The sequence below is a fragment of the Streptomyces sp. NPDC016851 genome, from assembly GCF_055562795.1.
Window position 1 is genome coordinate 233,232 of record NZ_JBVHEP010000007.1, and the last position, 22,725, is coordinate 255,956.

Here is a 22,725-nt window from a genome sequence, read left to right on the forward strand (position 1 = left end):
AGGTAGCCGGCCCCACGTACCTTCTTGGGTATGAGCCCCACTCCCCCCGCACGCCGCCTGCGCCTCGGCCTGCCGCGGCGGGTGTTCTCGCAGGTACTGCTGATGCAGGTGGCGATCGCCGCGGGAGTCGCGGTCCTCGCGACCGGGCTGTTCCTCGCGCCGCTGAGCGACCAGCTGGACGACCAGGCGATGCGCCGCGCGCTCGCCATCGCGCAGACCACCGCGCAGCAGCCGGGCCTCGCGGAGGAAGTGAGGGACACGCCTCCCTCACCGAACGGTCCCGTGCAGCGGGAGGCGGAGCGGATCCGGAAGGCCACCAAGGCCGAGTACATCGTGGTGATGGACTGGCGAGGTGTGCGCTGGTCGCACACCGACCCGAAGCAGATCGGCGGCATCGTCTCGACCGACCCGGGCCAGGCGCTGGCCGGCAAGGAGGTCATGGAGATCGACAGCGGCACCCTCGGCCGCTCCGCCCGCGGCAAGGTGCCGCTGCGTGACAGCGACGGCACGATCGTCGGTGCCGTCTCGGTCGGCATCGCCTACGACAGCGTCCGGGCCCGGCTGATCCACGCGATCCCGGGGCTGCTCGCGTACGCCGGAGGTGCCCTGGCCGTCGGCGCCCTGGCCGCGTGGCTCATCTCGCGGCGGGTCCACCGGCAGACCAGGGACCTGGCCTTCTCGGACATCGCGGCACTGCTGTCGGAGCGGGAGGCGATGCTGCACGGCATCCGGGAAGGCGTCGTCGCCCTGGACCGCAGCGGTCGTATCCGCCTCGTCAACGACGAGGCGCAGCGCCTGCTGAGCATCGGGGACGGGGTGGTGGGCCGCTCCCCCGACGAGGCGCTCGGCGTCGGCCGTACGGCCGATGTGCTGGCCGGGCGCGTGACAGGCACGGACCTGCTCACCGTGCGGGGCCATCGAGTGCTGGTCGCCAACCGCATGCCCACCGACGACGGCGGCGCCGTGGCCACCCTGCGCGACCGCACCGAGCTGGAGCAGCTGGGCCGCGAGCTGGACTCCACCCGCGGCCTGATCGACGCCCTGCGCGCCCAGGACCACGAGCACGCCAACCGTATGCACACGCTCCTTGGGCTGCTCGAACTGGAGATGTACGACGACGCCGTGGAGTTCGTCGGCGAAGTGGTCGGTGACCACCGGGCCACCGCGGAACAGGTCACCGAACGCATCGCGGACCCGCTGCTCGCCGCCCTGCTGGTCGGCAAAGCGACCGTCGCGGCCGAGCGGGGCGTCGCCCTGTGGGTGTCGGACCGGACCAGGCTGCCCGACCGGCTGATCGATCCCCAGGGGCTCGTCACCGTCGTCGGCAACCTGGCGGACAACGCCCTCGACGCCGTCGCGGGCAAGCCGCACGCGCGCGTGGAGGTCGAACTGCGCGCCGAGGGCCGTACGGTGATCCTCCGGGTGCGCGACACGGGCCCGGGAATCCCGCCGGAGCACCAGGAGTTGATCTTCACCGAGGGATGGTCCACCAAGAAGCCGCCCGCGCATCGAGAGCGGGGAATCGGGCTCTCCCTGGTGCGCAGGCTCGCCGAGCGGCAGGGGGGCAGCGCGACCGTCGGGGATGCTCATGGCGGGGGTGCGGAGTTCACCGTCGTCCTGCCGGAGGCGCTGGCCGAGCCGGGCCCGGAACCGGCCCTGACCGTGCCGTCAGCTCCGCAGACCGCCAAGGAGGAGTCGTGATGATCGAGGTCCTGGTCGTGGACGACGACACAAGGGTCGCGCGGGTCAACGCCGCCTACGTCGAGAAGGTGCCGGGCTTCCATGTCGCGGGTGAGGCCCACAGCGCGGCGGAAGCGCTGAGCCGGCTGGAGACGCTGCCCCGGCTCGACCTGGTGCTCTTGGACCACTACCTGCCGGACGAGACAGGGCTCGCAGTCGTGCAGGAAATGCGGCGGCGCGGCCACCAGACCGACGTGATCATGGTGACGGCGGCCCGGGACGTGTCCACCGTGCAGGCGGCCATGCGGCACGGCGCGTTGCAGTACCTGGTCAAGCCGTTCGCCTTCGCCGGTCTGCGCGCCAAGCTGGAAGCGTACGCGGAGTTGCGCCGCACCCTCGACGGCGGCGGGGAAGCGGAACAGGCGGAGGTGGACCGCATCTTCGGGGCGCTGTCGGCCCCCTCCGAGCCGGATCTGCCCAAGGGTCACTCCCCCACCACCGCGGAGCTGGTCCGTCAGTCCCTGATGAACGCCGACGGGCCCCTGTCCGCCCAGGAGATCGCCGAACGGACCGGGGTGAGCCGCCAGACCGCCCAGCGCTACCTGAAGCTCCTGGAGCGCACGGGACGGGCCAGGCTGACCCTGAAATACGGCGACGCGGGCCGCCCGGAACACCGCTACGTGTGGGCGACCCGCGCCTAGGGAGTGCCGGTCGGAGGCCGTTTCGGGTGTCAGCCCGTGGCCTTCTTCGCGAACTCGGTCGCGTAGGTCCGACTCAGGTCGATCTTGGCGTTCTTGATGTCGGGGTTGAACGCCTTGAGCACCTTCTCGACCGTCTCGGGACCGTCCGCGGGCATCACACCGTCCTTGGTGAACATCGGCAGTGTGCTCTTGATCGCCTGTGCGTAAAGCACCTTGTCACCCTGCGAGTAGTCGGGACGACGGATAGGGACCACCGAGCGCCTCCTGGGACCCCTGCGGCATCCGCGTGTCGAGAAGGATCTTGCCTGCCTTCTTGTCCAGGACCTGAGCCACCGTCGGATCGGTCGTCATGCCGCCGTCGATCGAGTCCTTCTGGAGCGCCGAGATGAACGTCGGGCAGGCACCGACGGCGACGGGCGTGAAGTCGCTGACGCTCACGCCGTTCTTGACCGCGAGGTACTTGGTGAGGAAGTCCGTCGAGGAACCGAGGCCGGTGATGCCGAGCTTCTTCCCCTTGAAGCCCTTGGGCAGTCCGGCCGTCTGCGCCTCTCCCTCAAGTACGGCGACACGGGTCGGCCCGAACACCGCTACGCGTGGGTGACGCCGCAGCCCCACGGCCGTGCGGGACCGCCGGCCTTTACACGGCTCCTGCCCCGGTCAGCGACCGCACCTCGGTCTCCGCGTGCTTGGCCTCGTCCGGCACCTCCGCCGCGGTGACCGTGCCCAGCCAGCCCGCGAGGAAGCCCAGCGGGATCGAGACCAGGCCCGGGTTCTGCAGTGGGAAGTACTGGATATCGACGTTCGGGAACAGCGAGTCGGGACTTCCGGAGGCCACCGGGGAGAGCACGACGAGCACCACGGCCGGGATCAGACCGCCGTAGACGGCCCACACGGCACCCCGTGTCGTGAAGCCACGCCAGAACAGGGAGTAGAGCAGCACCGGGAGGTTCGCCGACGCCGCGACGGCGAAGGCGAGGCCCACCAGGAACGCGACGTTGAGATCCCGCGCCAGCAGACCGAGGGCGATCGCCACGACGCCGACGCCGACGGCCGCGACCCGGGCCACGGCCACCTCGCTGCGGGGCTTGGCGCCGCGTCGCCGCAGGGACGCGTACAGGTCATGGGCGACCGACGCCGAGGAGGCGAGCGTGATCCCGGCGACCACCGCGAGGATCGTGGCGAAGGCGACCGCGGCGACCACGGCGAAGAGAACCGTTCCGCCCGTGGATCCGGCACCACCACCCAGGTCGAGCGCCAGCAGCGGAACGGCCGTGTTCCCGGATGCGTTCGACCCGCGTACCGCGTCCGGTCCCACGATGGCGGCCGCGCCGAACCCGAGCACGATCGTCATCAGGTAGAAACCGCCGATGAGCCCGACGGCCCAGACGACCGAGCGGCGTGCGGCGCGCGCGGTGGGCACGGTGTAGAACCGGGACAGGATGTGCGGCAGCCCCGCCGTGCCCAGCACCAGGGCCAGCCCCAGACTGATGAAGTCGAAACGGGCGGTCCAGTCCCCGCCGTACTTCAGCCCCGGCGCCAGAAACGCTTCCCCGTGGCCGCTGCGCTCGGCCGCCGTGAGCAGCAGCCGGTCCAGGTCGCCGTGGAAACGCACCAGGACGAGCGCCGTCAGCGCGATCGTGCCGCCGAGCAGCAGGACTGCCTTGACGATCTGGATCCACGTCGTGGCCCGCATCCCTCCCAGCGACACATAGATCACCATGAGCGCGCCGACTCCGATGACGGTCCAGGCCCGCGCCGCCCCGCTCGTGCCCCCGAGCAGCAGCGCCACCAGGCTGCCCGCGCCGACCATCTGCGCCACCAGATACAGAACGGACACGGTGACCGAGGAGGTTCCCGCCGCGATCCGTACCGGCCGCTCTCTCATCCGCGCCGCCACGACGTCGGCGAGTGTGAACCGGCCGCAGTTGCGGACCAGTTCCGCCACGAGGAACAGCACCACCAGCCAGGCCACGAGGAAGCCGACGACGTACAGCAGCCCGTCGTAGCCGAACAAGGCGATGAGCCCGGTGACCCCGAGGAAGGAGGCGGCCGACATGTAATCGCCCGCGATGGCAAAACCATTCTCCATGGGTGAGAAGAGCCTCCCACCAGCGTAGAACTCCTCCGCCGAACCACGCCGGTTACGGCTCACCCATGTCGTGATCGCCAGCGTGACCGCGACGAAACCGCTGAACAACAGCAGCGCCAGCGTCTGGTGTTCATCCGTCACGAGGCACCGCCGTTCACGCCGCGCGTCAGCTCCTGTGTGTCCCAGCGCAGGTCGAGCGCCGCCCGGTCCCTGCGCAGTCGCGCGTGCCGCGAGTAGGCCCAGGTGAACAGGAACGTGGTCAGGAACTGCCCGAGCCCCGCGACCAGCCCCACGTTCACCGCCCCCACCACGGGCCGGGCCATCAGGTCCGGCGCGGCCGTGGCAGCCACGACGTAACCCACGTACCAGGCGAAGAACGCCACGAAGGCCGGCACCACGAATCTCCGGTACTGCCGCCGCACCTCCTGAAAGGCATCGCTGCGCTGCACCTCCAGATAGACATCGGCCGCCGCCACCCCGGTCTCGCCCTCCCCGCGTGCCGACGGAACCACGACCGGAGTCTGCACCGCGGCACCGTCGGGCTCGCCCCACCCGGAGGCGAGGGCGTCGTACCAGGGATCGTCGTACCTCAGGTGTCCGGCTTCCTCGGCCGGGCCGACACCGTCGAGTCCATCGACCGGACTTTCCTGACCAGCCCCGTCTCTACGGGGACGGCCCTTGCTTGGCTGCATGCCCAAGGATGGACAGAACGGGAAGATCCCTGACTCTTCTTCCCTTCGCTGTTCACCCCATCAGGTGACTCAGCCCGCCGGGGGACGCACCAGCCCATTCGCGTACGCGTAACGCACCGCCTGCGCACGGTCCTTGAGCCCCGTTTTGGCGAACAGGTTGTTGATGTGGGTCTTCACGGTCGCGGTGGAGACATGCAGCCTGCGGCCGATCTCCTGGTTGCTCAGCCCCTCGGCGATGAGCAGCAGCACCTCCGTCTCCCGCGCGGTGAGCCCGTCCGGCGCCTCGGGCGGCGCGGTCGGTCTCATCTCGGCTTCCGTCAGACGCTCCAGCAACCGCCTCTGAATGCTGGGCGCGAGCCCCGCGTCCCCCGACAGCACACTGTGCACCGCCCGCACGATCTCGTCTCCGCCGGCGTCCTTCGTGAGATAGCCGCGCGCTCCCGCTGCCAGCGCGGGGAAGAGCGACTCGTCGTCGGCGTACGTCGTGAGCACCACGATCTGCGTACCGGGGTGCTCCGCGCGGATCCTGCGGGTCGCCTCCACTCCGTCGCAGCGGGGCATCCGCAGGTCCATCAGGACCACGTCCGGGGCGACTTCGGCCACGAGCCGCACCGCCTCCTCCCCGTCCCCCGCCGCGCCGACGACCTCGATCCCGGGCAGCAGACCGAGCAGCATCACAATGCCCTCCCGCACCACGGTCTGGTCGTCCGCGACCACCACCCGAGCGGTCTTCCGCTCGGTCTCATCCGTCATACCGGCACCTTCAACGTCACCACGAACCCCTCCTCACCCGGCCCGGCCTCCAGCGAGCCGCCCAGCAGCTCTGCTCGCTCCCGCATGCCCAGCAGACCGTATCCGGCTCCCGTCCCGGTCAGCTCGCCCGGCGAGCCGCCCGAGTCCCGGACATCCAGGGTCACTTCGTGTGGGTCGTAGTCGAGGCGCAGGCGCACCTTGGCGCCCGGGGCGTGCTTGCGGGCGTTCGTCAGAGCCTCCTGAGCCGCTCTGCGCACCGCCTGCGACGCCTCGGCCGGCAGTGCTCTGCGTTCACCCGTGATGGTGATCTCGGCACCGTCGGTCGTTCCCACCAATTGGTTCAGGAACTCCTCCAGCGGGGTCAGCTCCCCGCGCAGGGCGGAGAGCGCCTGCCGTGTCTCGGCGAGCCCGCCCCGCGCCATCTCCCGTGCCGCCACCACCCGTTCGAGAACCTGCTCCTGCTCACCTCCGCGCTCGATCAGCAGCCGGGCCGCCTCCAGGTGCACGAGCTGAGCAGACAGGCTGTGCGCCAGCACGTCGTGAATCTCCCGCGCTATGCGGGCCCGCTCCGCTAGCGCCGCAGTCTCCGCCTCGGCCGCACGCGCGGCCCGCTCCTGGGCGAGCAGCCGCTGGGCGCTGCCGCGGGCCTCGGCGTCCAGGCGCAGCGTGTATCCGGCCAGCGCGAGGCCGACGCCGGTGACCAGGGATGTCATCGGGTCGTCGCTGTTGACGACCCCGAACGAACCGAGCGCCACACCCGCCGCGCTGAGGGCGACTGCCGGTGGGAGCCGCTCCAGCGCCGAGACGGCACATCCACACCACATGACCAGGGCCGCGGCTTGGAAGCCCGAGGTATGGGCCGCGACGGCGACGCCCTGAAGCAGCGCGAGCGACGCCAGCGACGGCCAGAGCCGGTGCTGGAGCGTGGTCCGGAAGAACACCCAGGCGAGCAGCGCCGCCAGAAGCACCCCGCCGGCTCCGGCCACCGCCTTCCAGCCACGCGCCTCGCTTTCGGCGAAGGCACCCCACACGAGCACGCCGAGGACCAGAGCCCGCACCGTCCAGGCCAGCAGGCACCGGGAGCGTGAGAGGCCCTCGCGGCTGAGCGCCTCCCGGGAAGGCCAGCGTGTCCAGGCGTTCTCCTTCACACGCACTCCTTCCACGCAGGCGCAGGTGTGCTGTCACCGTACGCCCAGCCCGAGTTCACGGCAGGGCGCAGCAACCGACCGCGCCAGGCCAGGATTCCGGCCCGGACGAGCAGGGTGCCGGCGAGCCCCAGCAGGAGGGCGGAGCTGTCCTGGTGGACGCCCACCGCGGCGCCGAACGCGAAGAGCCCGAAGCGCAGCCCGATTCCGACGAGCCAGACGGCGACGCTCGCGCCGCTGCCCCTGCTCCACACGGTGCCGTCCGGCTGCGTCCATATGCGGGTGGTCCAGGCCCAGCCCGCCCCGGTGGCCAGGCCGACAAGCAGTTCGGCGCCGAGCAGCAGCGCTGAGGCCGTGTGGTGACGATCGTCGAGTATGCCGGGCTCGCGCAGCGCGCCGACGGCCAGGATCGCGGGCAGGAGCCACCAGCGGCGCTCGCCGTCGATGGGGGTTGCGCGGAACTGCCGGGCGATCACCAGTATGGCCACGACCACGATCACCAGCGCGTCGACGAGCCCGGACATCATGACCTCCGTGAGCGAGGAAGGGGATGCCGGCAGCGGTGCCGCCGACGCCTTCGACGTTACGGAAACCGCCAGGTCACGGGATCGGAGTGCGGGTGGATCATGGGTGGATCCCCCACCGACCGCTTCTCCACCCAGGGGTGGAGAAGCGGCTCAGGCACGGGGCCCCGGCTGAGGCACGGAGACCCGGCGGCCCGGCGGCCGGGGTCGTATCCGGGCCGGGTCGTCCAAGCCGGTCCGTTGGGCACCAGGCATGGCTCACACCACGCGCCGACTTCCCGCCGAAGCCGGACCCAACGAGGACCACGGAGTACGAGCCAGGCCGAACCTGCCCAGCCCGGCTCGGCCCAGCCTCAGCGCCCGCCAAGGCCGGCGCAGCGGCTACGCGTCGATCCGCGACCGATCCAGCGTCGCCGCCGAGTTGGAGATGAACTCCTTGCGCGGCGCGACGTCGTTGCCCATCAGCAGGTCGAAGACCTGCTCGGCTGCCTCCAGGTCGGAGAGGTTGATCCGGCGCAGGGTGCGGTGGCGCGGGTCCATGGTCGTCTCGGCCAGCTGGTCGGCGTCCATCTCACCGAGACCCTTGTAGCGCTGGATCGAGTCCTTGTAGCGGATGCCCTTGCTCTGGAGCTCCATGAGCTTGTCGCGCAGCTCCCGGTCCGAGTACGTGTAGATGTACTTGTCCTGGCCCTTCTTCGGCTGGACGATCTCGATGCGGTGCAGCGGCGGCACCGCCGCGAAGACCCGGCCGGCCTCGACCATGGGCCGCATGTAGCGGTGGAACAGGGTCAGGAGCAGGGTGCGGATGTGCGAGCCGTCGACGTCGGCGTCGGTCATCATGATGATCTTGCCGTAGCGGGCGGTGTCGATGTCGAAGGTCCGGCCCGATCCGGCTCCTATGACCTGGATGATCGCACCGCACTCGGCGTTCTTGAGCATGTCCGTCACGGACGACTTCTGGACGTTGAGGATCTTGCCCCGGATCGGCAGCAGCGCCTGGAACTCGGAGTTCCGGGCCAGCTTCGCCGTGCCGAGCGCGGAGTCGCCCTCGACGATGAACAGCTCGCTGCGGTCGACGTCGTCGCTGCGGCAGTCGGCGAGCTTGGCCGGCAGCGAGGAGGACTCCAGGGCCGTCTTGCGGCGCTGCGCGTCCTTGTGCTGCCGGGCGGCGATGCGCGTACGGGCCGCGGCGACGGCCTTCTCCATGACCACGCGGGCCTGCTGGGCGGCGTCCCGCTTCGTGGACGTCAGGAACGCCTTGAGTTCCTTGGTGACCACGTTGTTCACGATGCGGCGGGCCGCCGACGTCCCGAGGACCTCCTTGGTCTGGCCCTCGAACTGCGGCTCGGCGAGACGCACGGTGACGACCGCGGTCAGACCTTCCAGGGCGTCGTCCTTGACGATGTCGTCCTCGGCGACGCGCAGGAGCTTCTTGGTGCGCAGCACCTCGTTCATCGTCTTGGCGACGGCCTGCTCGAAGCCCGCGACGTGGGTGCCGCCCTTGGGGGTGGCGATGATGTTGACGAACGACCTGAGCGTCGTGTCGTAGCCGGTGCCCCAGCGCAGCGCGACGTCGACGCCGAGTTCGCGGGTGACCTCGGTGGGCGTCATCTGGCCGTGGTCGTCCAGGACCGGGACGGTCTCCTTGAAGGAGCCCGATCCGGAGAAGCGGAGGACGTCGCAGACCGGCTTGTCGTTCGCCAGGTACTCGCAGAACTCGCTGATTCCGCCATCGAAGCGGAAGGACTCCTCGCCCTTGCTGCCGCCCTCGCCGAGCCCGTACTCGTCGCGCACGACGATGGTCAGGCCGGGCACCAGGAACGCCGTCTGGCGGGCCCGCTGGTGCAGGTTCTCCAGGGAGAGCTTGGCGTCCTTGAGGAAGATCTGGCGGTCGGCCCAGTAGCGCACGCGCGTGCCGGTGCGGCTCTTGGGGATCTTCTTGGCCTTGCGCAGGCCGCTCTTGGCTTCGAACTTGGCGTCCGGGCCGTTTCCGGCGAAGGCGCCGGGGACACCGCGCCGGAAGCTGATCGAGTGGGTGTGTCCACCGCGATCCACCTCGACGTCCAGACGGGCGGACAGGGCGTTCACCACGGAGGCGCCGACGCCGTGCAGACCGCCGGAGGCGGCGTAGGAGCCGCCTCCGAACTTTCCGCCGGCGTGCAGCTTGGTCATGACGACCTCGATACCGGAGAGGCCGGTCTTGGGCTCGACGTCGACCGGGATGCCCCGGCCGTTGTCCCTGACCTCGACCGAGCCGTCGTCCTGGAGGATGACCTCGATGTGGTCGCAGTAGCCGCCGAGGGCCTCGTCGACGGAGTTGTCGATGATCTCCCAGAGGCAGTGCATCAGGCCACGGCTGTCGGTGGACCCGATATACATTCCGGGGCGCTTCCGCACGGCCTCGAGCCCCTCGAGGACGAGCAGGTGCCGCGCGGTGTAGTTGGAACCGTCCCGGTCTGCTCCTGCCAGCAGAGCTGTGGACGGCACGGACGTTTCGGCGGTCACGCGGTTCGCTCCTCGCTGAATTTCAGATGGGGCCCTCGTGGGTAAGGGCGCGGCTTCAGTCACCGGTGAGAGGGTACCGAGGCCTGGTAGAGCCGTTGTAACGCCACCCTCGTCGGAAACTCACCCTAGTCCAGACTCGTATGCCTGTTCGATCCCTCGTTGGAGTGAAGCACACATCACGTTCCCTTCGAGGCATGAACCATTTAGGCTCCGGGCACGTCCTCATGAACAACCGGCAACCCAGCCGGGAGGACCGACCACCGATACAACGCGAAGCTCCGTAAGACACATAGACACGCAATACGGCACATTCGCCGCCAACCGGCAGCAGACAGCCGCCTCGCAAAGATTTTTTCGAGGAAAAGCCACGAGCGGGAACGTTTTGGGGCTGGTTGGATGTTGACCCTGGTACGACAGCTCGTCGAGCTAGAGAAGAGGCGACGTGACTACTGTTCTGACCCCTGCGAGCCAGTTGACGGCCGCTGATCGCTGCGACCGCTGCGGCGCCCAGGCGTACCTGCGCGTCGTCCTGCTCAGCGGCGGAGAACTGCTCTTCTGTGCCCACCACGGGCGCAAGTTCGAGCCGGAACTCAAGAAGATCGCCGCTGAGATACAGGACGAGACGGAGCGGCTGACGTCCGCTCCCGCGACGACTGCCTCCGAAGAAGAGCGCTGACACCTCGCGTCCGACGACGAGCCAGCCCGGCACAGGCCGGTGAACGGGCGGCTGCCTCCACCACCGAGGCAGCCGCCCGTCCTCATTCCCGCGCGTCCGCCCAGGCCCTTCTGTGCGCACGCCGCGCGTCTTCTTCACACCCACGCTCAGTCGAACGTGCACATGACCTTCACGCCGTGACCGGCTTCACCGTCACGCCCGTGGCCAGATCCACGCCCATATTCGGCTTCACGCCCGTGTTCAGCCCCACGCCGGTGTCCGGTTTCACGCCCGTGACCACCCGAGTTCACGCCCGTGACCACCCGAGCGTGCGCATGATGTCGGACACGCGCATGTACACCCCCGGGCTGCCGGCCCGGCCGCAGCCGATCCCCCAGGACACGAGGCCGATCAAACGCCCCTGGGCCACCAGCGGGCCCCCACTGTCACCCTGGCAGGCATCCCGGCCCCCCTTCGATTCTCCAGCGCACAGCATGCTCCGGGCGTCGTAGACGCCGTCCGCGCCCCCTCGGTACGCCTCCTCACAGAGAGCGTCGGGAAGCACCCGCACGCGTGCCGCCCGCAGGCTGTTCGGGTACTCCCCGGCGCCCGAGACGTCGCCCCATCCGTACACCGTCGCGGTCCCGCCCACGGCGTACGCGGGGTCGCCGGCGGCCGCCATGCCGATGACGGAGTCGGCGGGGAGGGGCTCGGCCAGCGTGAGCACGGCGAAGTCCCCGACGTTGCTGACACCGTCGTAGGCCGGGTTCACCCACGTGTCCCGCACGCCGACCTCCCGGCCACCGCCGTCCGAGAGCAGGTCTGTGCGCCCCGCTATGACCCTGAGGTCGCGTACGCGCTCCGGTGGCCCGCCCAGGACCTCCTCGTCCACGCAGTGGGCCGCGGTGAGCACAGTGGTGCGGCCGACCGCCACGCCGCCGCAGAACTGCCCCGCGCGCGTTCCCCCGAACCGGTCACGACTGGACAGGGCCACCGTCCAGGGGCTCTCCGACGCGTCGACGGGGAATCCTCCTATGACCACCTTGTCGGCGGCCACAGGCGCACTGGAGCCCACTGACAGGGCGGATACCGCGGCTGCCACGACCAGAGATCCGGCCAGGGCCCGGCCAAAGCGACGACGCATACACACTCCTCACTCGGTGGTGTCGGCGAGACACCCAGAGTGATTCACCTCGTGGTAGCCCGCACCCGCGGAGAGGCATGAAGAAGACCCGGTCCCCTGAGGGGGCCGGGCCTTCCGCGTCGTAACGACCGCGACGACTAGTCGAGGTAGTCGCGCAGCACCTGCGAACGGGACGGGTGACGCAGCTTCGACATGGTCTTGGACTCGATCTGGCGGATCCGCTCACGCGTGACGCCGTACACCTTGCCGATCTCGTCGAGGGTCTTCGGCTGACCGTCGGTGAGACCGAAGCGCATCGAGACCACACCCGCCTCGCGCTCGGACAGGGTGTCGAGCACGGAGTGCAGCTGCTCCTGGAGGAGCGTGAAGCTGACCGCGTCGGCCGGGACGACCGCCTCGGAGTCCTCGATGAGGTCACCGAACTCGCTGTCGCCGTCCTCGCCCAGCGGGGTGTGCAGCGAGATGGGCTCGCGGCCGTACTTCTGGACCTCAATGACCTTCTCGGGGGTCATGTCGAGCTCCTTGGCCAGCTCCTCCGGGGTGGGCTCGCGGCCCAGGTCCTGGAGCATCTGGCGCTGCACACGCGCGAGCTTGTTGATGACCTCGACCATGTGCACCGGGATGCGGATGGTGCGGGCCTGGTCGGCCATGGCGCGGGTGATCGCCTGACGGATCCACCAGGTGGCATACGTGGAGAACTTGTAGCCCTTGGTGTAGTCGAACTTCTCGACCGCGCGGATCAGACCGAGGTTGCCCTCCTGGATGAGGTCCAGGAAGAGCATGCCGCGGCCGGTGTAGCGCTTGGCCAGGGAGACCACCAGACGGAGGTTGGCCTCCAGGAGGTGGTTCTTGGCGCGGCGGCCGTCCTCGGCGATGATCTCCAGCTCACGCTTGAGCTTCGGGGCGAGCTTGTCGGCGTTGGCCAGCTTGTCCTCGGCGAACAGACCGGCCTCGATGCGCTTGGCGAGCTCGACCTCCTGCTCGGCGTTGAGGAGGGGGACCTTGCCGATCTGCTTGAGGTAGTCCTTGACCGGGTCGGCGGTGGCACCGGCGGCGGCGACCTGCTGCGCCGGCGCGTCGTCCTCGTCCTCGTCGGACAGCACGAAGCCGGCGTTCTCCGTGCCCTCGGGCTCCTCGACGGCCTTGCCGGGAGCGGCCTCCTCGAGCACCTCCTCTTCGAGAAGCTCGACGTCGTCCTTCTTGGCGCTGGTCTTCTTCGCCGCGGTCTTCTTGGCGGGAGCCTTCTTCGCGGCCGCCTTCTTGGCGGTCGTCTTCTTGGCTGCTGCCTTCTTGGCGGGCGCCTCTTCCTCGGCGGCGGGCTCAGCGGCCGGCGCCTCGGGCGTGGCGGTGGCGGTGGGCTTCCTGGTGGTCACCGCCTTGGCCGCGACCGTCTTGGTGGCGGTGCGCTTGGCGGGACTCTTCGCTGCGACGCTCTTTCGGGTGCGCTTGGGCTCTGCGGCACTGACCATCAGCGTCACACCCTCTTCCTCGAGGATCTGGTTGAGGCTGCGCAGTACGTTCTTCCACTGAGTGGCCGGAATCTGGTCAGCTTCGAAGGCCCGACGCACGTCATCGCCGGCGATCTGCCCCTCAGCCTTTCCCCGCTCAATGAGAGCCATGACAGAGACGGACTCGGCGATCTCCGGCGGGAGCGTACGGGATGTGCTGGCCGACACGAACAACCTCTCGGAACGTTGGAAAACGGCTTCCGGCCCCGTCCACAGTGGACAGGAGCCGACCGCCGGCTTGGGGGTGGGCCGACGGCGCGGGCGGGGGCCGGGAAGATTCACAGCGCCGTGAACGGCGTCCGTATTCCCTCCGCGGCTGTCACCTCTTAGGTCATCGCGTTCTTCCCGCGAGCGTTACGCCCAATTCGCGTGGCCCGAGTCACACCCCGTAAGCGCACAAAAGAGATCAGACGCGGGCAAAGCAGGTCACATCTGGTTGTTACCCGGCCGCTCCGGCGGTTCATGCGGCCCCTTCGCGCCGTCGGACCCCGCAGGATCACCGGGATCCTGCGGGGTCCGACGGGAGGCGGATCACCGAACGGGCACTGCCACAGGAGGGGGGTGGCACACCCGGCCGCGCCGCCCGCGGAACGCGGTCAGTGCTCGCGGGGAGCGGGCACTACGCGTTCCACCTCGGGATGGACCGTGAGAAGTTGCCGCATCGCCGCCTCGGCCGCGGCTCCGTCCCCGGCGGCGAGGGCGTCGCAGATGCGGCCGTGGTGCGCCAGCGACGTCTCGGTCGGCCGGTCACAGCCCGCGACCGGACCGCCGGAGACCTGGAGGGCCGCGGACACGATCCCGGAGAGGTGCTCCAGCATGCGGTTGCCGGCGACCTGGATGAGCAGCGAGTGGAACTCGGAGTCGGCACGGGAGAAGGTGAGCGCGTCACCCTGGGCCATCGCGTGCCCCATGATCTCGACCATGTCCGTCAGGCGCTGCTGGACGTCCTCGCGCCCGTGTCCGGCGGCCAGGCGGGCGGCGAGCGGCTCGATCGTCCAGCGCAGCTCGCTCAGCTCGCGGCGCTGGTCGTCGCGCTGCGGACCGAAAGCCCGCCACTCGATGATGTCCGGATCGAGGAGGTTCCAGTCGCTGACGGGGCGCACGCGCGTGCCGACGTTCGGGCGGGCGCTCACCAGGCCCTTGGCCTCCAGGACGCGGAGCGACTCGCGGACGACGGTGCGGGAGACCTCGAACCGCTGGCCGATCTCCTCGGGTACCAGCGGGCGGTCGGCGCCCAGGTCGCCGGAGACGATCATCTGACCGAGCTGCTGGACGAGTTGGCCGTGCAGCCCGCGTCCGCGGCTGCCCGCGGCGCGCCTGCCCACCCGGCCCAGCTCGGGGTCCCCGCCGTCCCAGGCAGGGGCACCGACGCGGTCGACGGCGGGGGCCTCCGCGAAGGGGTAGCGGTCGAGTTCGCCCGGGCTCGCGAGGCCGGAGTCAGCGGAGCGGGCGGCGGTCATCATGGTGTGCGCAAGGGTACTCACGCATCCTTTGTCGGCGCCGTCTCCAACTCCCTTGAGGTCTTTGGTGAAAAGCACACGAAAGGGTGATCGCTCACCCCGTCGCAATTGACGCCTTATCGGAAAGAAATGGGCGTTCTGCGGGGAGTTGTGCGCATGGCCGGACTAAGGGTTACGGACAGTCGTCACCGGAACCGGCTCCGCAGCGCGGTGAGCAGGTACGCGCAGAGCAGTGCGGTCAGCGACAACGTCAGTGCGCCGCCGACAGGTTGGGAGATCACGCTGAGCGCGGCTTCCAGGTAGCGCTCTCCCCCGAAGGGCCATCGCGGCAGGAGAGCCTCGCGCAGCCGCACGGGAAGTCCCGCCGCGGTCCGCACGGACGGTCCTTCCAGGACCTTGTGCACCGCGGGTACGACGAGAAGCGGCACGGCGGCCACGGCGGCGAGCCCGGCCGTGGTGGATCGGAAGACGCCCGCTGCCAGTACGCCCGCCCAGGCGCAGCCGACCACGAGCCCGATCCAACTCGCACTCATGGGCAGCCAGTCGGCGGGAACCTGGGCGAGCTCCCGTCCGTAGACGAGATAGAGCACTTCGGCGTCGCAGCCGACGGTGAGGGCGGCCAGCAACAGCGCGGTGGCCGTGGCGACGAGCAGTTTGGCGGCCAGCAGCCCCAGCCGACGGGGCACGGTGCCGCGGTCCGCGGCCAGTGCGGGGTGGCGGAACTCGTCGCCGAAGGCCAGCGCGCCGAGCAGTCCCGCACCGAGCGCCGCGGGCGGCAGGGGCAGCTCCCGTGGCCATGCGGCCAGCAGGCGCGGTTGCGGGGTGTGCCCGATCCGGGCGAGCACGACGGCCGTCACGGCGGACACGGCGAGCACGGCGGCCGCGGTGAGGAACCCGGTGCCGATCCCGGCGGCACGGCGGATCTCGTAGCGAAGGGGGCGGAGGGGGCTGGGGGCGGGGCGGACAGAGATGGGAGGCGGCAGCGGGGGCAGTGCGTCGAGCGTGCGCGCCGTGCGTGCGCCCGCGTGGTGAAGAGCAAGAGGTGCTGTCGTCTCCTCAGGACGGGCATCGGCGTCGGACAAGTGGCCGACCGAGGGAACGCCCGGGCTTTCCTGCGGCTCTGTGGCGGGCTGCGCGGACCCGTCGGAGGACAACGGCTCGTCAGCGACCGGCTTCGGCACGTCAACGGCAGGTCGTGACTCAGCCGGGGGCCGCGACTCGGCGCCGGCGGCCACGGGCTCGGCGGTGACCGGGACCGGCTCAGGAGCATCGAGGAAGGGGCGTGGTTCACCGTCGGCGGCCTGGGACTCAACGGTCGTCCGGTGCGCGTCGGTGACGTGCCCTGGCCCTGGGACGGCACACTCCGGCTCGTCGCCGATGTTCCCGAACGCGCCGGCCGAGGCTCGCACCGGGTCGGCGGCTCCGTGCGAGCCGCCCCCCGTCTGCCCTGCCGTGCCCGGTACCGGGTCACGGCGGACATGCGGCTCACCCGCCGGCGCGGCTCCTGCCCCCGGCCCCATGTCGCCGATCTCGTCGGCGAGTTGGTGGACGACGATGCCGTGACGGAACGCCGTCTCGCCGACCTCGGCGCAGGTACTGCCGTACACGGAGAGGCGGTTGCCGCCTTCTCGTACGACTTCGACGGAGCGCCGCGCGGTGCGGGCCTGCTTGGTCAGGAGAACCGTCAGACGCGCCGCGTGCGGGCTGCGTACGGCGACCCGGGGACGCAGGCGGGTGCGCGAGAACTCCGCGACCTCCTGGTCGGCCACGAGCCTGCCCTGCTCCAGCGTGACGACACGGTCGGCGGTACGGGCTGCCTCCTTGGGGTCGGCCGTGGTGAGCAGGACCGTGCCGCCCTGGGCGGCGTGGGCGCGCAGCATGCCGTGCAGCCAGTGGCTCTCGCGGACGGACAGACCGTCGGCCGGGTCGTCGAGGACGAGTGTGTGCGGGTCGGCCAGGAGGACGCAGGCGAGGCCGAGGCGGCGGTCCATGCCGCGCGAGAGGGTGCCGAGGCGTTCGTCGCGCAGGCTCACGAGCCCGACCGCCTCGAGGACTTCGTCGGCACGCCGTACCGGGACCCCTGCCGCGGCGCACAGCATGCGCAGATGACCGCGGACCGTGCGGGCCGGGTGCCCCGGCACGTCGCCCAGCAGCACCCCGACCTCGCGCGAGGGATGGGCGATGCGGTGCAGGGGGCGGCCCCGGAAGTAGGTGACGCCACGGCCCTGTTGGAGTTCCAGCATGAGTCTGAGGACTGTCGTCTTGCCGGCGCCCGGCGCTCCGAGCAGCGCGGTGACGCGGCCCGCTCGCGCCTCGAAGGAGACGTCATCGGCTGCGGGCGGAAGCCCTTTGCGGGGGTTGCTGGTCAGTCCGAAGGCCTGGATCACCCGCAGCAAGATAGCGCGCTATGTCCGGTTTTTCGGGCAGCACGAGGCCTGCCTCGGGCACGATAATCTCCCTTGTCCGGGCAGCGGGCGCCTGGCGTTCCGGCCCCGCGTCAGACCTCGGGGCGCAGCATCGGGGGGTTGAGGAGAGTCGCACCGCCGGCACGGAAGAGCTGAGCCGGGCGGCCGCCCTGGCGGGTGGTCGTCCCACCGGTGGGGACGAGGAAGCCCGGTGTGCCCGTGACCTTGCGGTGGAAGTTGCGCGGGTCGAGCGCCACGCCCCAGACCGCTTCGTAGACACGGCGCAGCTCGCCGACGGTGAACTCGGGCGGGCAGAAGGCCGTGGCCAGCGACGAGTACTCGATCTTGGAGCGGGCGCGTTCCACTCCGTCCGACAGGATCTGCGCGTGATCGAACGCGAGCGGCGCGACCGGTTCGGCCTCACGCCCGTAACCGCCCTGCCGCAGCAGTTCCTCCACCGGGGCCCAGCGCGCGTTGCTGGCGTCGCCGCCGGCCCTGGGTGCGGGCAGGTCGGGAGCGAGCGCGAGGTGGGCGACGCTGACGACCCGCATCCTGGGGTCCCGCTTGGGGTCGCCGTAGGTGGCGAGCTGTTCCAGATGCGCCCCGTTGTCCTGGGCGGGGACGGACGGGTCGTGGACGCGCAGTCCGGTCTCCTCGGCCAGCTCGCGTGCCGCGGCCTGCGCCAGGTCCTCGTCGGCCCTGACGAAGCCGCCGGGGAGCGCCCAACGCCCCTGGAACGGCGGTTCCCCCCTGCGTACCGCCAGCGCACACAGGGCATGGCGGCGAACGGTCAGCACGACCAGGTCCACGGTGACGGCGAAGGGCGGAAACGCTGACGGGTCGTAGGGCATGCCGCGATCATAGTCGTCTGCCTGACGATAAACACTCCCTTCGCCGGTCGCATCGGCGACTGATCCACTTCGGTCGGACATGGAATCCGCTGCGGGGCCCGGTTCTCCAGCAGTTGAACGTCGTACCAGGTCACACCCCCAGTTGAAGTCCGTCGGCCGCTTCCTCGACCATGGCGAGGCCGAGCCGGCTGACCCGCACGGAGAACGGGGCGCCGGCGATCCGCAGGCCCGTGAAGCCGATCTCGCCCAGGGGCGCACTGCGCATGGGGCGCAGGGTCACCGTCCGGGCCGGGGCGTCGGGGCGGATGCCGACGAGCGTGGTCAGCAGCAGCACTCCGGCGGCCGCCGATGTGGCCGCGGGGCGGCAGGCGGCCGGGTGCGGGAGCGGAGCGCTGCCCTCCGTGCGCTGCTCCCCCGCGTACATGTCGGGCAGCCGGTGGGCGAAGGTCCCGGCGGCCGCGAGTACGCCGCGCAGCAGCGAGGTCGCCTCCTTGTCGTAGCCGGCGGCGGCCAGACCCGCGACGGCGAGTGCGGTCTCCTGGACCCGTACGGCCCCGGCACGGTGGCCGAACGGATTGAACCCCGGTTCCTTGGCGCCCAGTCCGCGCAGGCCCCAGCCCGAGTCCATGACAGGGCTGCCGAGCAGCCTGGCGAGGTTCTCGGTCTGCACCTTGTCGAGCAGACCCGGTGCCAGGGCGCCCTCGCCCAGCAGGCCGGTGTCGAGGAGGTGGACGGCGGCCGCGCCCAGGTGAGGCACCAACCTGCCGTCCGGAGCGCGGGCTGCCGCGGGCCGGCCACCCCCGAGGTCGTCGACCCAGAAGTCCCCGCGGAAGGCGGTCCGTATGGCCTGTGCCCACTGCCGGAGTGCCGGTCCGCCCGTGCGGCCGCAGGCGTCGAGCAGGTCGGCGCCGAGGAGCGCGGCACGGTGGGCGTGGGCCTGTGTCTCGCAGCGGACGGGACCGCCGGAATGCGGGTCGCGCAGGTAGGTGTCGTCGCCCACCGTGGTGCGCAACCAGGTCAGACAGCGCTCGGCGGCGGGCAGCAGTTCCTCTGTCTCCTGCTCGCCGAGGCCCCAGCGGCGGGCCTCGGCGAGCAGTGCGGGAAAGAGCAGCGTGGCCTCCGTACCGGTGCACTGGGGCGGAAGGTGCGGGCCCGCGTCCCGTCTCGGGCCGGGGATCATCCCGGATTGCGGTCCCGGGCCGGTCAGTTGCGTACGGGCGAGGATCCGCAGCGTCCCCGCCGCCAGGCCCGTGCCGAGCGGCAGGGCCATCCGGGCGGCCACGAGCGCGTCGGCCGGGGCCAGACCGCAGCGCCAGGGTGCTCCGGCCGCGAGGTGTGTGTCGGCGGGGTTCGCGGAATCACGCAGCAGGAGGGCCTGGAGGTCCTCGATGCTCGTCCTCAGCAGTGCGGGGACTCTCGGGTCGTCGCCTTCCGCTCGTGCAGCGGCGAGGGGGCTGGTCGCCGCGCGGCCCACGGCTCGGAGGGGACCGGCGCCGTCGGGCCGCACCCGCAGTTCCACGGTTCTGCTGCCGCCCGGTGGCAGGTCGAGCTCCCACCGAAGCAGGCCGGCCGAGGCCAGGGCGTCCGAGGGAGGCGGTGCGGCCGTGACGGACGCGTTGCCGGTGGCGCAGGACCAGCGCAGGCCTGAGTCGTGGACACTGGCGGGGAGTTCGGGTCCGGCGCGGCCCGAGGCGATCGACCCCAGGTCGGCCAGGTCCGTGCCCAGGGACACCTCGACCGGCAGACGCAGCGGACGGGGAGCCGAGTTGTGCAGGGTGATCCGCTCCGTGCCGTCCGCGAGACGGTTGCGTTCCACGATCACGTCCGGATCCGGGCCTGCCTGCGGCGACGTGCGGAGCGTGCCCACGAACCTGGCGCGGTCGGCCGCGGCCATACGGGCCTGCACGGCGAGCGGTTCCCGCCCGGCCACGCGGACCTCGCACCGGGAGAGCACCCGTCGGCCGGCGCGGTAGAACCCTTCCAGTCCCCGGCCGGTCATCTGCCCTTCCTGCGTCGAGATGGCCAGCCCGGGAAGCGCGACACAGATCATCATGGTGTGGGCGGGCGGCAGGTCGGCGGACCAGCGCAGCCCGGGGATCGTGGCGCCCCGGGGCGGCGTGGCGGGCTGCCCTGTGGGGGACGGGCCCCGGCTCTGGGCCACGGGCGGCGAGGGCGAACCGTACCCCGACGCGGAACCGGGGCGGCGGTTCTGGCCCGTCCCCTGGGGTGACGAACGGCCCCGGGCCGGTGTCGAGGGCGGGCAGGTGTCCGGGCCGGTGGGCGGCGAGGCGGGTGAGGCACCTCCGGGGAACCTGGGCCCGAAGCCGTCGACACGTGCCGCCGCCCGCGGAGGGGTGTTCTGGGCCCCCGACCGTGGAATGCCTGCCTCCGGCCGGCCGGGGCCCGACCCACGAGGTGCCGGCGGCCCACCCGGGGTGTGGCGGTCGTCGGCGGCGGAGGGCGGAGTCGGCTGATGCATGGAGAGGCTTCCTCTGCGCTCTGTGCGCCTCGATCGGGTTCGGCGCCGGTGCCGGAGGGTTCCGGCGGGGCAGGAGCGGTGCGGCGTCACGGCCCGTCCAGGCGTTCCGCCACTCAGGTGAACGGCGTGAACGTCCTTCGGGTCACGCCCGTGTCCCCGCCCCGCGCGCGTCGCCGACCCCGTGGGGACACTCACTCCTCCCCCTCCGTGCCCTGGCCGGGCTGTACGCCTTCCTGGCCGATGCCCCCGCAGGGCATGGCCGTCTTCCCCGACGTATGCGCACGCGTGCCGCTCGTGCGTCCGCTGCCGGGCCGCGGGGTGCCCGCGGTCGCTCGCCCGGTACGCGTGCCGGCCTCTGCGGCACCGGCAGGGTGCGTAGGGCCTGCCGGTGTGCGCCGACGGGGAGCCCGGGCGCCGGGGATGCGGTCTCCCCTGCGGGCCTCACCCGGGGTGGTGCCCGCAGCACCGGTGGAACGGACGGAACGGGTACGGCGTCGACGCCGTGAGGGCACCGGCGTGGACGCGGCTGCGGGCTCCGGGTCGAACGCGGCCGCGGGCTCCGGCTCGACATCGGACGCGGCTGCCTCGCCCGGGGCCACCTCGTCGGTGGTGGAACGAGCCGGGGAGGTGTCGTGCTGCTCGACGGAGCCGGTCGCCCGCCCGGCCAAGTCGTCCATCGGGACAAGGGAGTCGTCCGGCCGATCGACAGACTCTTCCGCCCGGGCCAGGGAGCCGCCTGCCCCGATACCCATGCCGTCGACCCGGGCCGCCGACTCGGCGGCTCCCGAGCGCCCACGGCCGTCGCGCTCCGCTCGCAGGCAACTGCGGATCGATTCCGGGTCGAGTCCTTCGTTGCAGGCCTGGTGCAGGAGACGGGCGAAGAGATAGTCGGGGTCCGCGCCCAGGGCCATGGCGAGGGCTTCCCGGGCCTCCAGTTCGTCACCCGTGGACCAGGCGACCCATCCGGCGAGAGTGAGCGGCGCCGCGGCGTGCTCGCCGTAGGGGCCGACGCAGCGGCGGGCCAGCGACCGCCAGAGGCGCAGGGCGAGTCCGGCCTCGTCGCCCTCCATCCACTCGGCCGCGCGGTCACGCGTCGCACGGTCCTGGAGGCCGAGGATCAGCCGGGCCGCCTCGTCGTGCGTGAGGAGTTCGTCGTCCCGGAGATCCGCCATGAGCATGCCCGAGACGGGTTGTGCCCCGTCGAAGCGGTCCAGGACCCGCCCTGCCAGTCGCAGAGTCTCGTCGGCGACGTCGGTGCGGCCGGCCTCGTCCAGGATCCTCGGGACCAGTGCCAGGCTGGCGACGTCCAGGGCGCTCTCCTGCTCGAGAGCGGCGGCGTTCTCCCAGGGGAGCAGCCGGGCCCGCAGCTCCCGCAGCGTGCCGCGCACCTGAATGCCCGCGTAGGTGGCAGCGGCCGCCAGCACCGATGTGCCGGGCAGGCCCATGGGGGCGCCCTCGGGCGGGCAGCACACCGCGTTGTCACAGCAGAAGGACCAGTAGCGACCGTCGGAGATGCACAGCGCCTCGACCACCGTCACGTCCAGGGAACCGCACTCCACGCGCAGCCTCTGCGCCAGCGGTTTCAGCCGCTCCATGACCTGCCGGCCGGACTCGCCCCTCTCCGGTTCCTGGCAGAGGAAGGCGACCATCGACTCGGGGCGGGCCCCTCGACGCTCGCTGCCCGTCACCAGTCCATGGGCCAGCTGCCGGGCCGCTGACGGCCAGTCGTCCGCGTTCGCGGGGATGCCGAGGCGGGCCCGGCCCCCGAACCGGCCTCGTCCGTCCTTGTCGTGCAGGGCGACCAGGACGATGCTGTCCTCCGGGCGGTACCCGAGCAGATAGGGCAGGGCGTCGGCAAGCTCGGCCGGGGTGCGCAGGGTGACCTGGTGCTCGCCGCCGTGGCCGTCGAACGCGGGACCGGGGACGTGCGGCCCGGTCGCCTCGCCCGCCTGCCTCCGCGGTCCGCCGTCCTTGTGCTTGTCCTGTGCGTCGGGTCCCGTGATGTCGCCGTTTTCGGAGGATCCAGTCGCTTCGCTGTGGTTCGTCATGCGGAGACGATCTCGCGGAATCCGAAGCTCCGCTTGACCCTGTGGATAACTCCGATCAGGGACACGTCACAGGAACAGCGAGGTGC

Annotated in this window: 16 protein-coding genes and 2 pseudogenes; 4 read left to right on the forward strand and 14 right to left on the reverse strand. The window is 71.2% G+C overall.

The genetic code is table 11. From position 1 onward, the window contains the following. The first annotated feature begins 30 nt into the window (after positions 1 to 30). Positions 31 to 1,701, forward strand: coding sequence for a sensor histidine kinase (locus tag ACZ3I3_RS14130; protein WP_467364850.1), 1,671 nt, complete (start codon positions 31 to 33; stop codon positions 1,699 to 1,701). Next, positions 1,701 to 2,381 carry a response regulator gene (locus ACZ3I3_RS14135; RefSeq protein ID WP_467364991.1) on the forward strand — a complete coding sequence of 227 codons (681 nt, stop codon included), beginning with the start codon at positions 1,701 to 1,703 and terminating at the stop codon, positions 2,379 to 2,381. Before ACZ3I3_RS14130 ends, ACZ3I3_RS14135 begins: the two co-directional genes overlap by 1 nt. Positions 2,382 to 2,410: 29 nt before the next feature. On the opposite strand, the pseudogene ACZ3I3_RS14140 reads toward ACZ3I3_RS14135, so the two are convergent. Beyond that, positions 2,411 to 2,909 (reverse strand): annotated as a pseudogene (locus ACZ3I3_RS14140) (type 2 periplasmic-binding domain-containing protein); the annotation flags it as partial. Here ACZ3I3_RS14140 and ACZ3I3_RS14145 point away from each other — a divergent pair. After that, positions 2,895 to 2,987: pseudogene (locus ACZ3I3_RS14145) on the forward strand (two-component system response regulator); the annotation flags it as partial. The pseudogenes ACZ3I3_RS14140 and ACZ3I3_RS14145 sit on opposite strands and share 15 nt — an antisense overlap. Positions 2,988 to 3,018: 31 nt before the next feature. On the opposite strand, the gene ACZ3I3_RS14150 reads toward ACZ3I3_RS14145, so the two are convergent. The 6 genes from ACZ3I3_RS14150 to ACZ3I3_RS14175 form a co-directional block, all read right to left on the reverse strand. Beyond that, the gene (locus tag ACZ3I3_RS14150) at positions 3,019 to 4,611 is read right to left on the reverse strand and encodes a solute symporter family protein (protein ID WP_467364852.1); all 1,593 of its coding nucleotides are present in this window, start codon (positions 4,609 to 4,611) and stop codon (positions 3,019 to 3,021) included. Beyond that, positions 4,608 to 5,162, reverse strand: a complete 555-nt coding sequence (locus ACZ3I3_RS14155) for a DUF485 domain-containing protein (protein WP_467364854.1) — start codon at positions 5,160 to 5,162, stop codon at positions 4,608 to 4,610. Before ACZ3I3_RS14155 ends, ACZ3I3_RS14150 begins: the two co-directional genes overlap by 4 nt. A 69-nt stretch (positions 5,163 to 5,231) precedes the next feature. After that, positions 5,232 to 5,915 carry a response regulator transcription factor gene (locus tag ACZ3I3_RS14160; RefSeq protein ID WP_467364856.1) on the reverse strand — a complete coding sequence of 228 codons (684 nt, stop codon included), beginning with the start codon at positions 5,913 to 5,915 and terminating at the stop codon, positions 5,232 to 5,234. Then, positions 5,912 to 7,063, reverse strand: coding sequence for a sensor histidine kinase (locus tag ACZ3I3_RS14165; protein ID WP_467364858.1), 1,152 nt, complete (start codon positions 7,061 to 7,063; stop codon positions 5,912 to 5,914). Before ACZ3I3_RS14165 ends, ACZ3I3_RS14160 begins: the two co-directional genes overlap by 4 nt. After that, positions 7,060 to 7,584, reverse strand: coding sequence for a DUF1453 domain-containing protein (locus ACZ3I3_RS14170; protein WP_467364860.1), 525 nt, complete (start codon positions 7,582 to 7,584; stop codon positions 7,060 to 7,062). Before ACZ3I3_RS14170 ends, ACZ3I3_RS14165 begins: the two co-directional genes overlap by 4 nt. A gap of 381 nt (positions 7,585 to 7,965) precedes the next feature. Continuing rightward, positions 7,966 to 10,089: a DNA gyrase/topoisomerase IV subunit B gene (locus ACZ3I3_RS14175; protein WP_467364861.1), complete on the reverse strand. Its 2,124-nt coding sequence runs from the start codon at positions 10,087 to 10,089 to the stop codon at positions 7,966 to 7,968. A 442-nt stretch (positions 10,090 to 10,531) separates the two neighbouring features. On the opposite strand from ACZ3I3_RS14175, the gene ACZ3I3_RS14180 reads away from it, so the two are divergent. After that, positions 10,532 to 10,765, forward strand: a complete 234-nt coding sequence (locus ACZ3I3_RS14180; RefSeq protein WP_356923528.1) for a DUF7455 domain-containing protein — start codon at positions 10,532 to 10,534, stop codon at positions 10,763 to 10,765. Between the two features lie 286 nt (positions 10,766 to 11,051). Here the strand turns inward: ACZ3I3_RS14180 and ACZ3I3_RS14185 are convergent, their stop codons facing one another. The 7 genes from ACZ3I3_RS14185 to ACZ3I3_RS14215 all read right to left on the reverse strand — a co-directional run bounded on the left by ACZ3I3_RS14185 (position 11,052) and on the right by ACZ3I3_RS14215 (position 22,639). Then, entirely contained in the window at positions 11,052 to 11,888 is an 837-nt protein-coding gene (locus tag ACZ3I3_RS14185; RefSeq protein WP_467364864.1) for a S1 family peptidase, read from the reverse strand. 137 nt (positions 11,889 to 12,025) lie between these two features. After that, complete coding sequence (locus ACZ3I3_RS14190; RefSeq protein WP_356923530.1) at positions 12,026 to 13,564, reverse strand: RNA polymerase sigma factor; 1,539 nt, start codon at positions 13,562 to 13,564, stop codon at positions 12,026 to 12,028. A gap of 428 nt (positions 13,565 to 13,992) precedes the next feature. Then, positions 13,993 to 14,880, reverse strand: a complete 888-nt coding sequence (locus ACZ3I3_RS14195) for a FadR/GntR family transcriptional regulator (protein WP_467364866.1) — start codon at positions 14,878 to 14,880, stop codon at positions 13,993 to 13,995. Positions 14,881 to 15,041: 161 nt separating this feature from the next. Then, a complete protein-coding gene (locus ACZ3I3_RS14200; RefSeq protein WP_467364868.1) occupies positions 15,042 to 17,243 on the reverse strand; it encodes an ABC transporter ATP-binding protein in 2,202 nt (733 codons plus the stop codon). 110 nt (positions 17,244 to 17,353) lie between these two features. Further along, positions 17,354 to 18,112: an NUDIX hydrolase gene (locus tag ACZ3I3_RS14205; protein WP_467364870.1), complete on the reverse strand. Its 759-nt coding sequence runs from the start codon at positions 18,110 to 18,112 to the stop codon at positions 17,354 to 17,356. Between the two features lie 130 nt (positions 18,113 to 18,242). Continuing rightward, positions 18,243 to 20,165, reverse strand: coding sequence for a glycogen debranching N-terminal domain-containing protein (locus tag ACZ3I3_RS14210; RefSeq protein ID WP_467364994.1), 1,923 nt, complete (start codon positions 20,163 to 20,165; stop codon positions 18,243 to 18,245). Between the two features lie 617 nt (positions 20,166 to 20,782). Then, positions 20,783 to 22,639, reverse strand: coding sequence for a DUF4192 family protein (locus ACZ3I3_RS14215; RefSeq protein ID WP_467364872.1), 1,857 nt, complete (start codon positions 22,637 to 22,639; stop codon positions 20,783 to 20,785). Positions 22,640 to 22,725 lie beyond the last annotated feature (86 nt).

Excerpts from the sequence above, each read along its gene's own strand:
- ACZ3I3_RS14130 (WP_467364850.1), top strand. The coding sequence starts at position 31 with ATGAGCCCCACTCCCCCCGCACGCCGCCTGCGCCTCGGCCTGCCGCGG.
- ACZ3I3_RS14135 (WP_467364991.1), top strand. The coding sequence starts at position 1,701 with ATGATCGAGGTCCTGGTCGTGGACGACGACACAAGGGTCGCGCGGGTC.
- ACZ3I3_RS14155 (WP_467364854.1), bottom strand. The coding sequence starts at position 5,162 with ATGCAGCCAAGCAAGGGCCGTCCCCGTAGAGACGGGGCTGGTCAGGAA.
- ACZ3I3_RS14160 (WP_467364856.1), bottom strand. The coding sequence starts at position 5,915 with ATGACGGATGAGACCGAGCGGAAGACCGCTCGGGTGGTGGTCGCGGAC.
- ACZ3I3_RS14170 (WP_467364860.1), bottom strand. The coding sequence starts at position 7,584 with ATGTCCGGGCTCGTCGACGCGCTGGTGATCGTGGTCGTGGCCATACTG.
- ACZ3I3_RS14185 (WP_467364864.1), bottom strand. The coding sequence starts at position 11,888 with ATGCGTCGTCGCTTTGGCCGGGCCCTGGCCGGATCTCTGGTCGTGGCA.
- ACZ3I3_RS14205 (WP_467364870.1), bottom strand. The coding sequence starts at position 18,112 with ATGCCCTACGACCCGTCAGCGTTTCCGCCCTTCGCCGTCACCGTGGAC.
- ACZ3I3_RS14210 (WP_467364994.1), bottom strand. The coding sequence starts at position 20,165 with ATGATGATCTGTGTCGCGCTTCCCGGGCTGGCCATCTCGACGCAGGAA.
- ACZ3I3_RS14215 (WP_467364872.1), bottom strand. The coding sequence starts at position 22,639 with ATGACGAACCACAGCGAAGCGACTGGATCCTCCGAAAACGGCGACATC.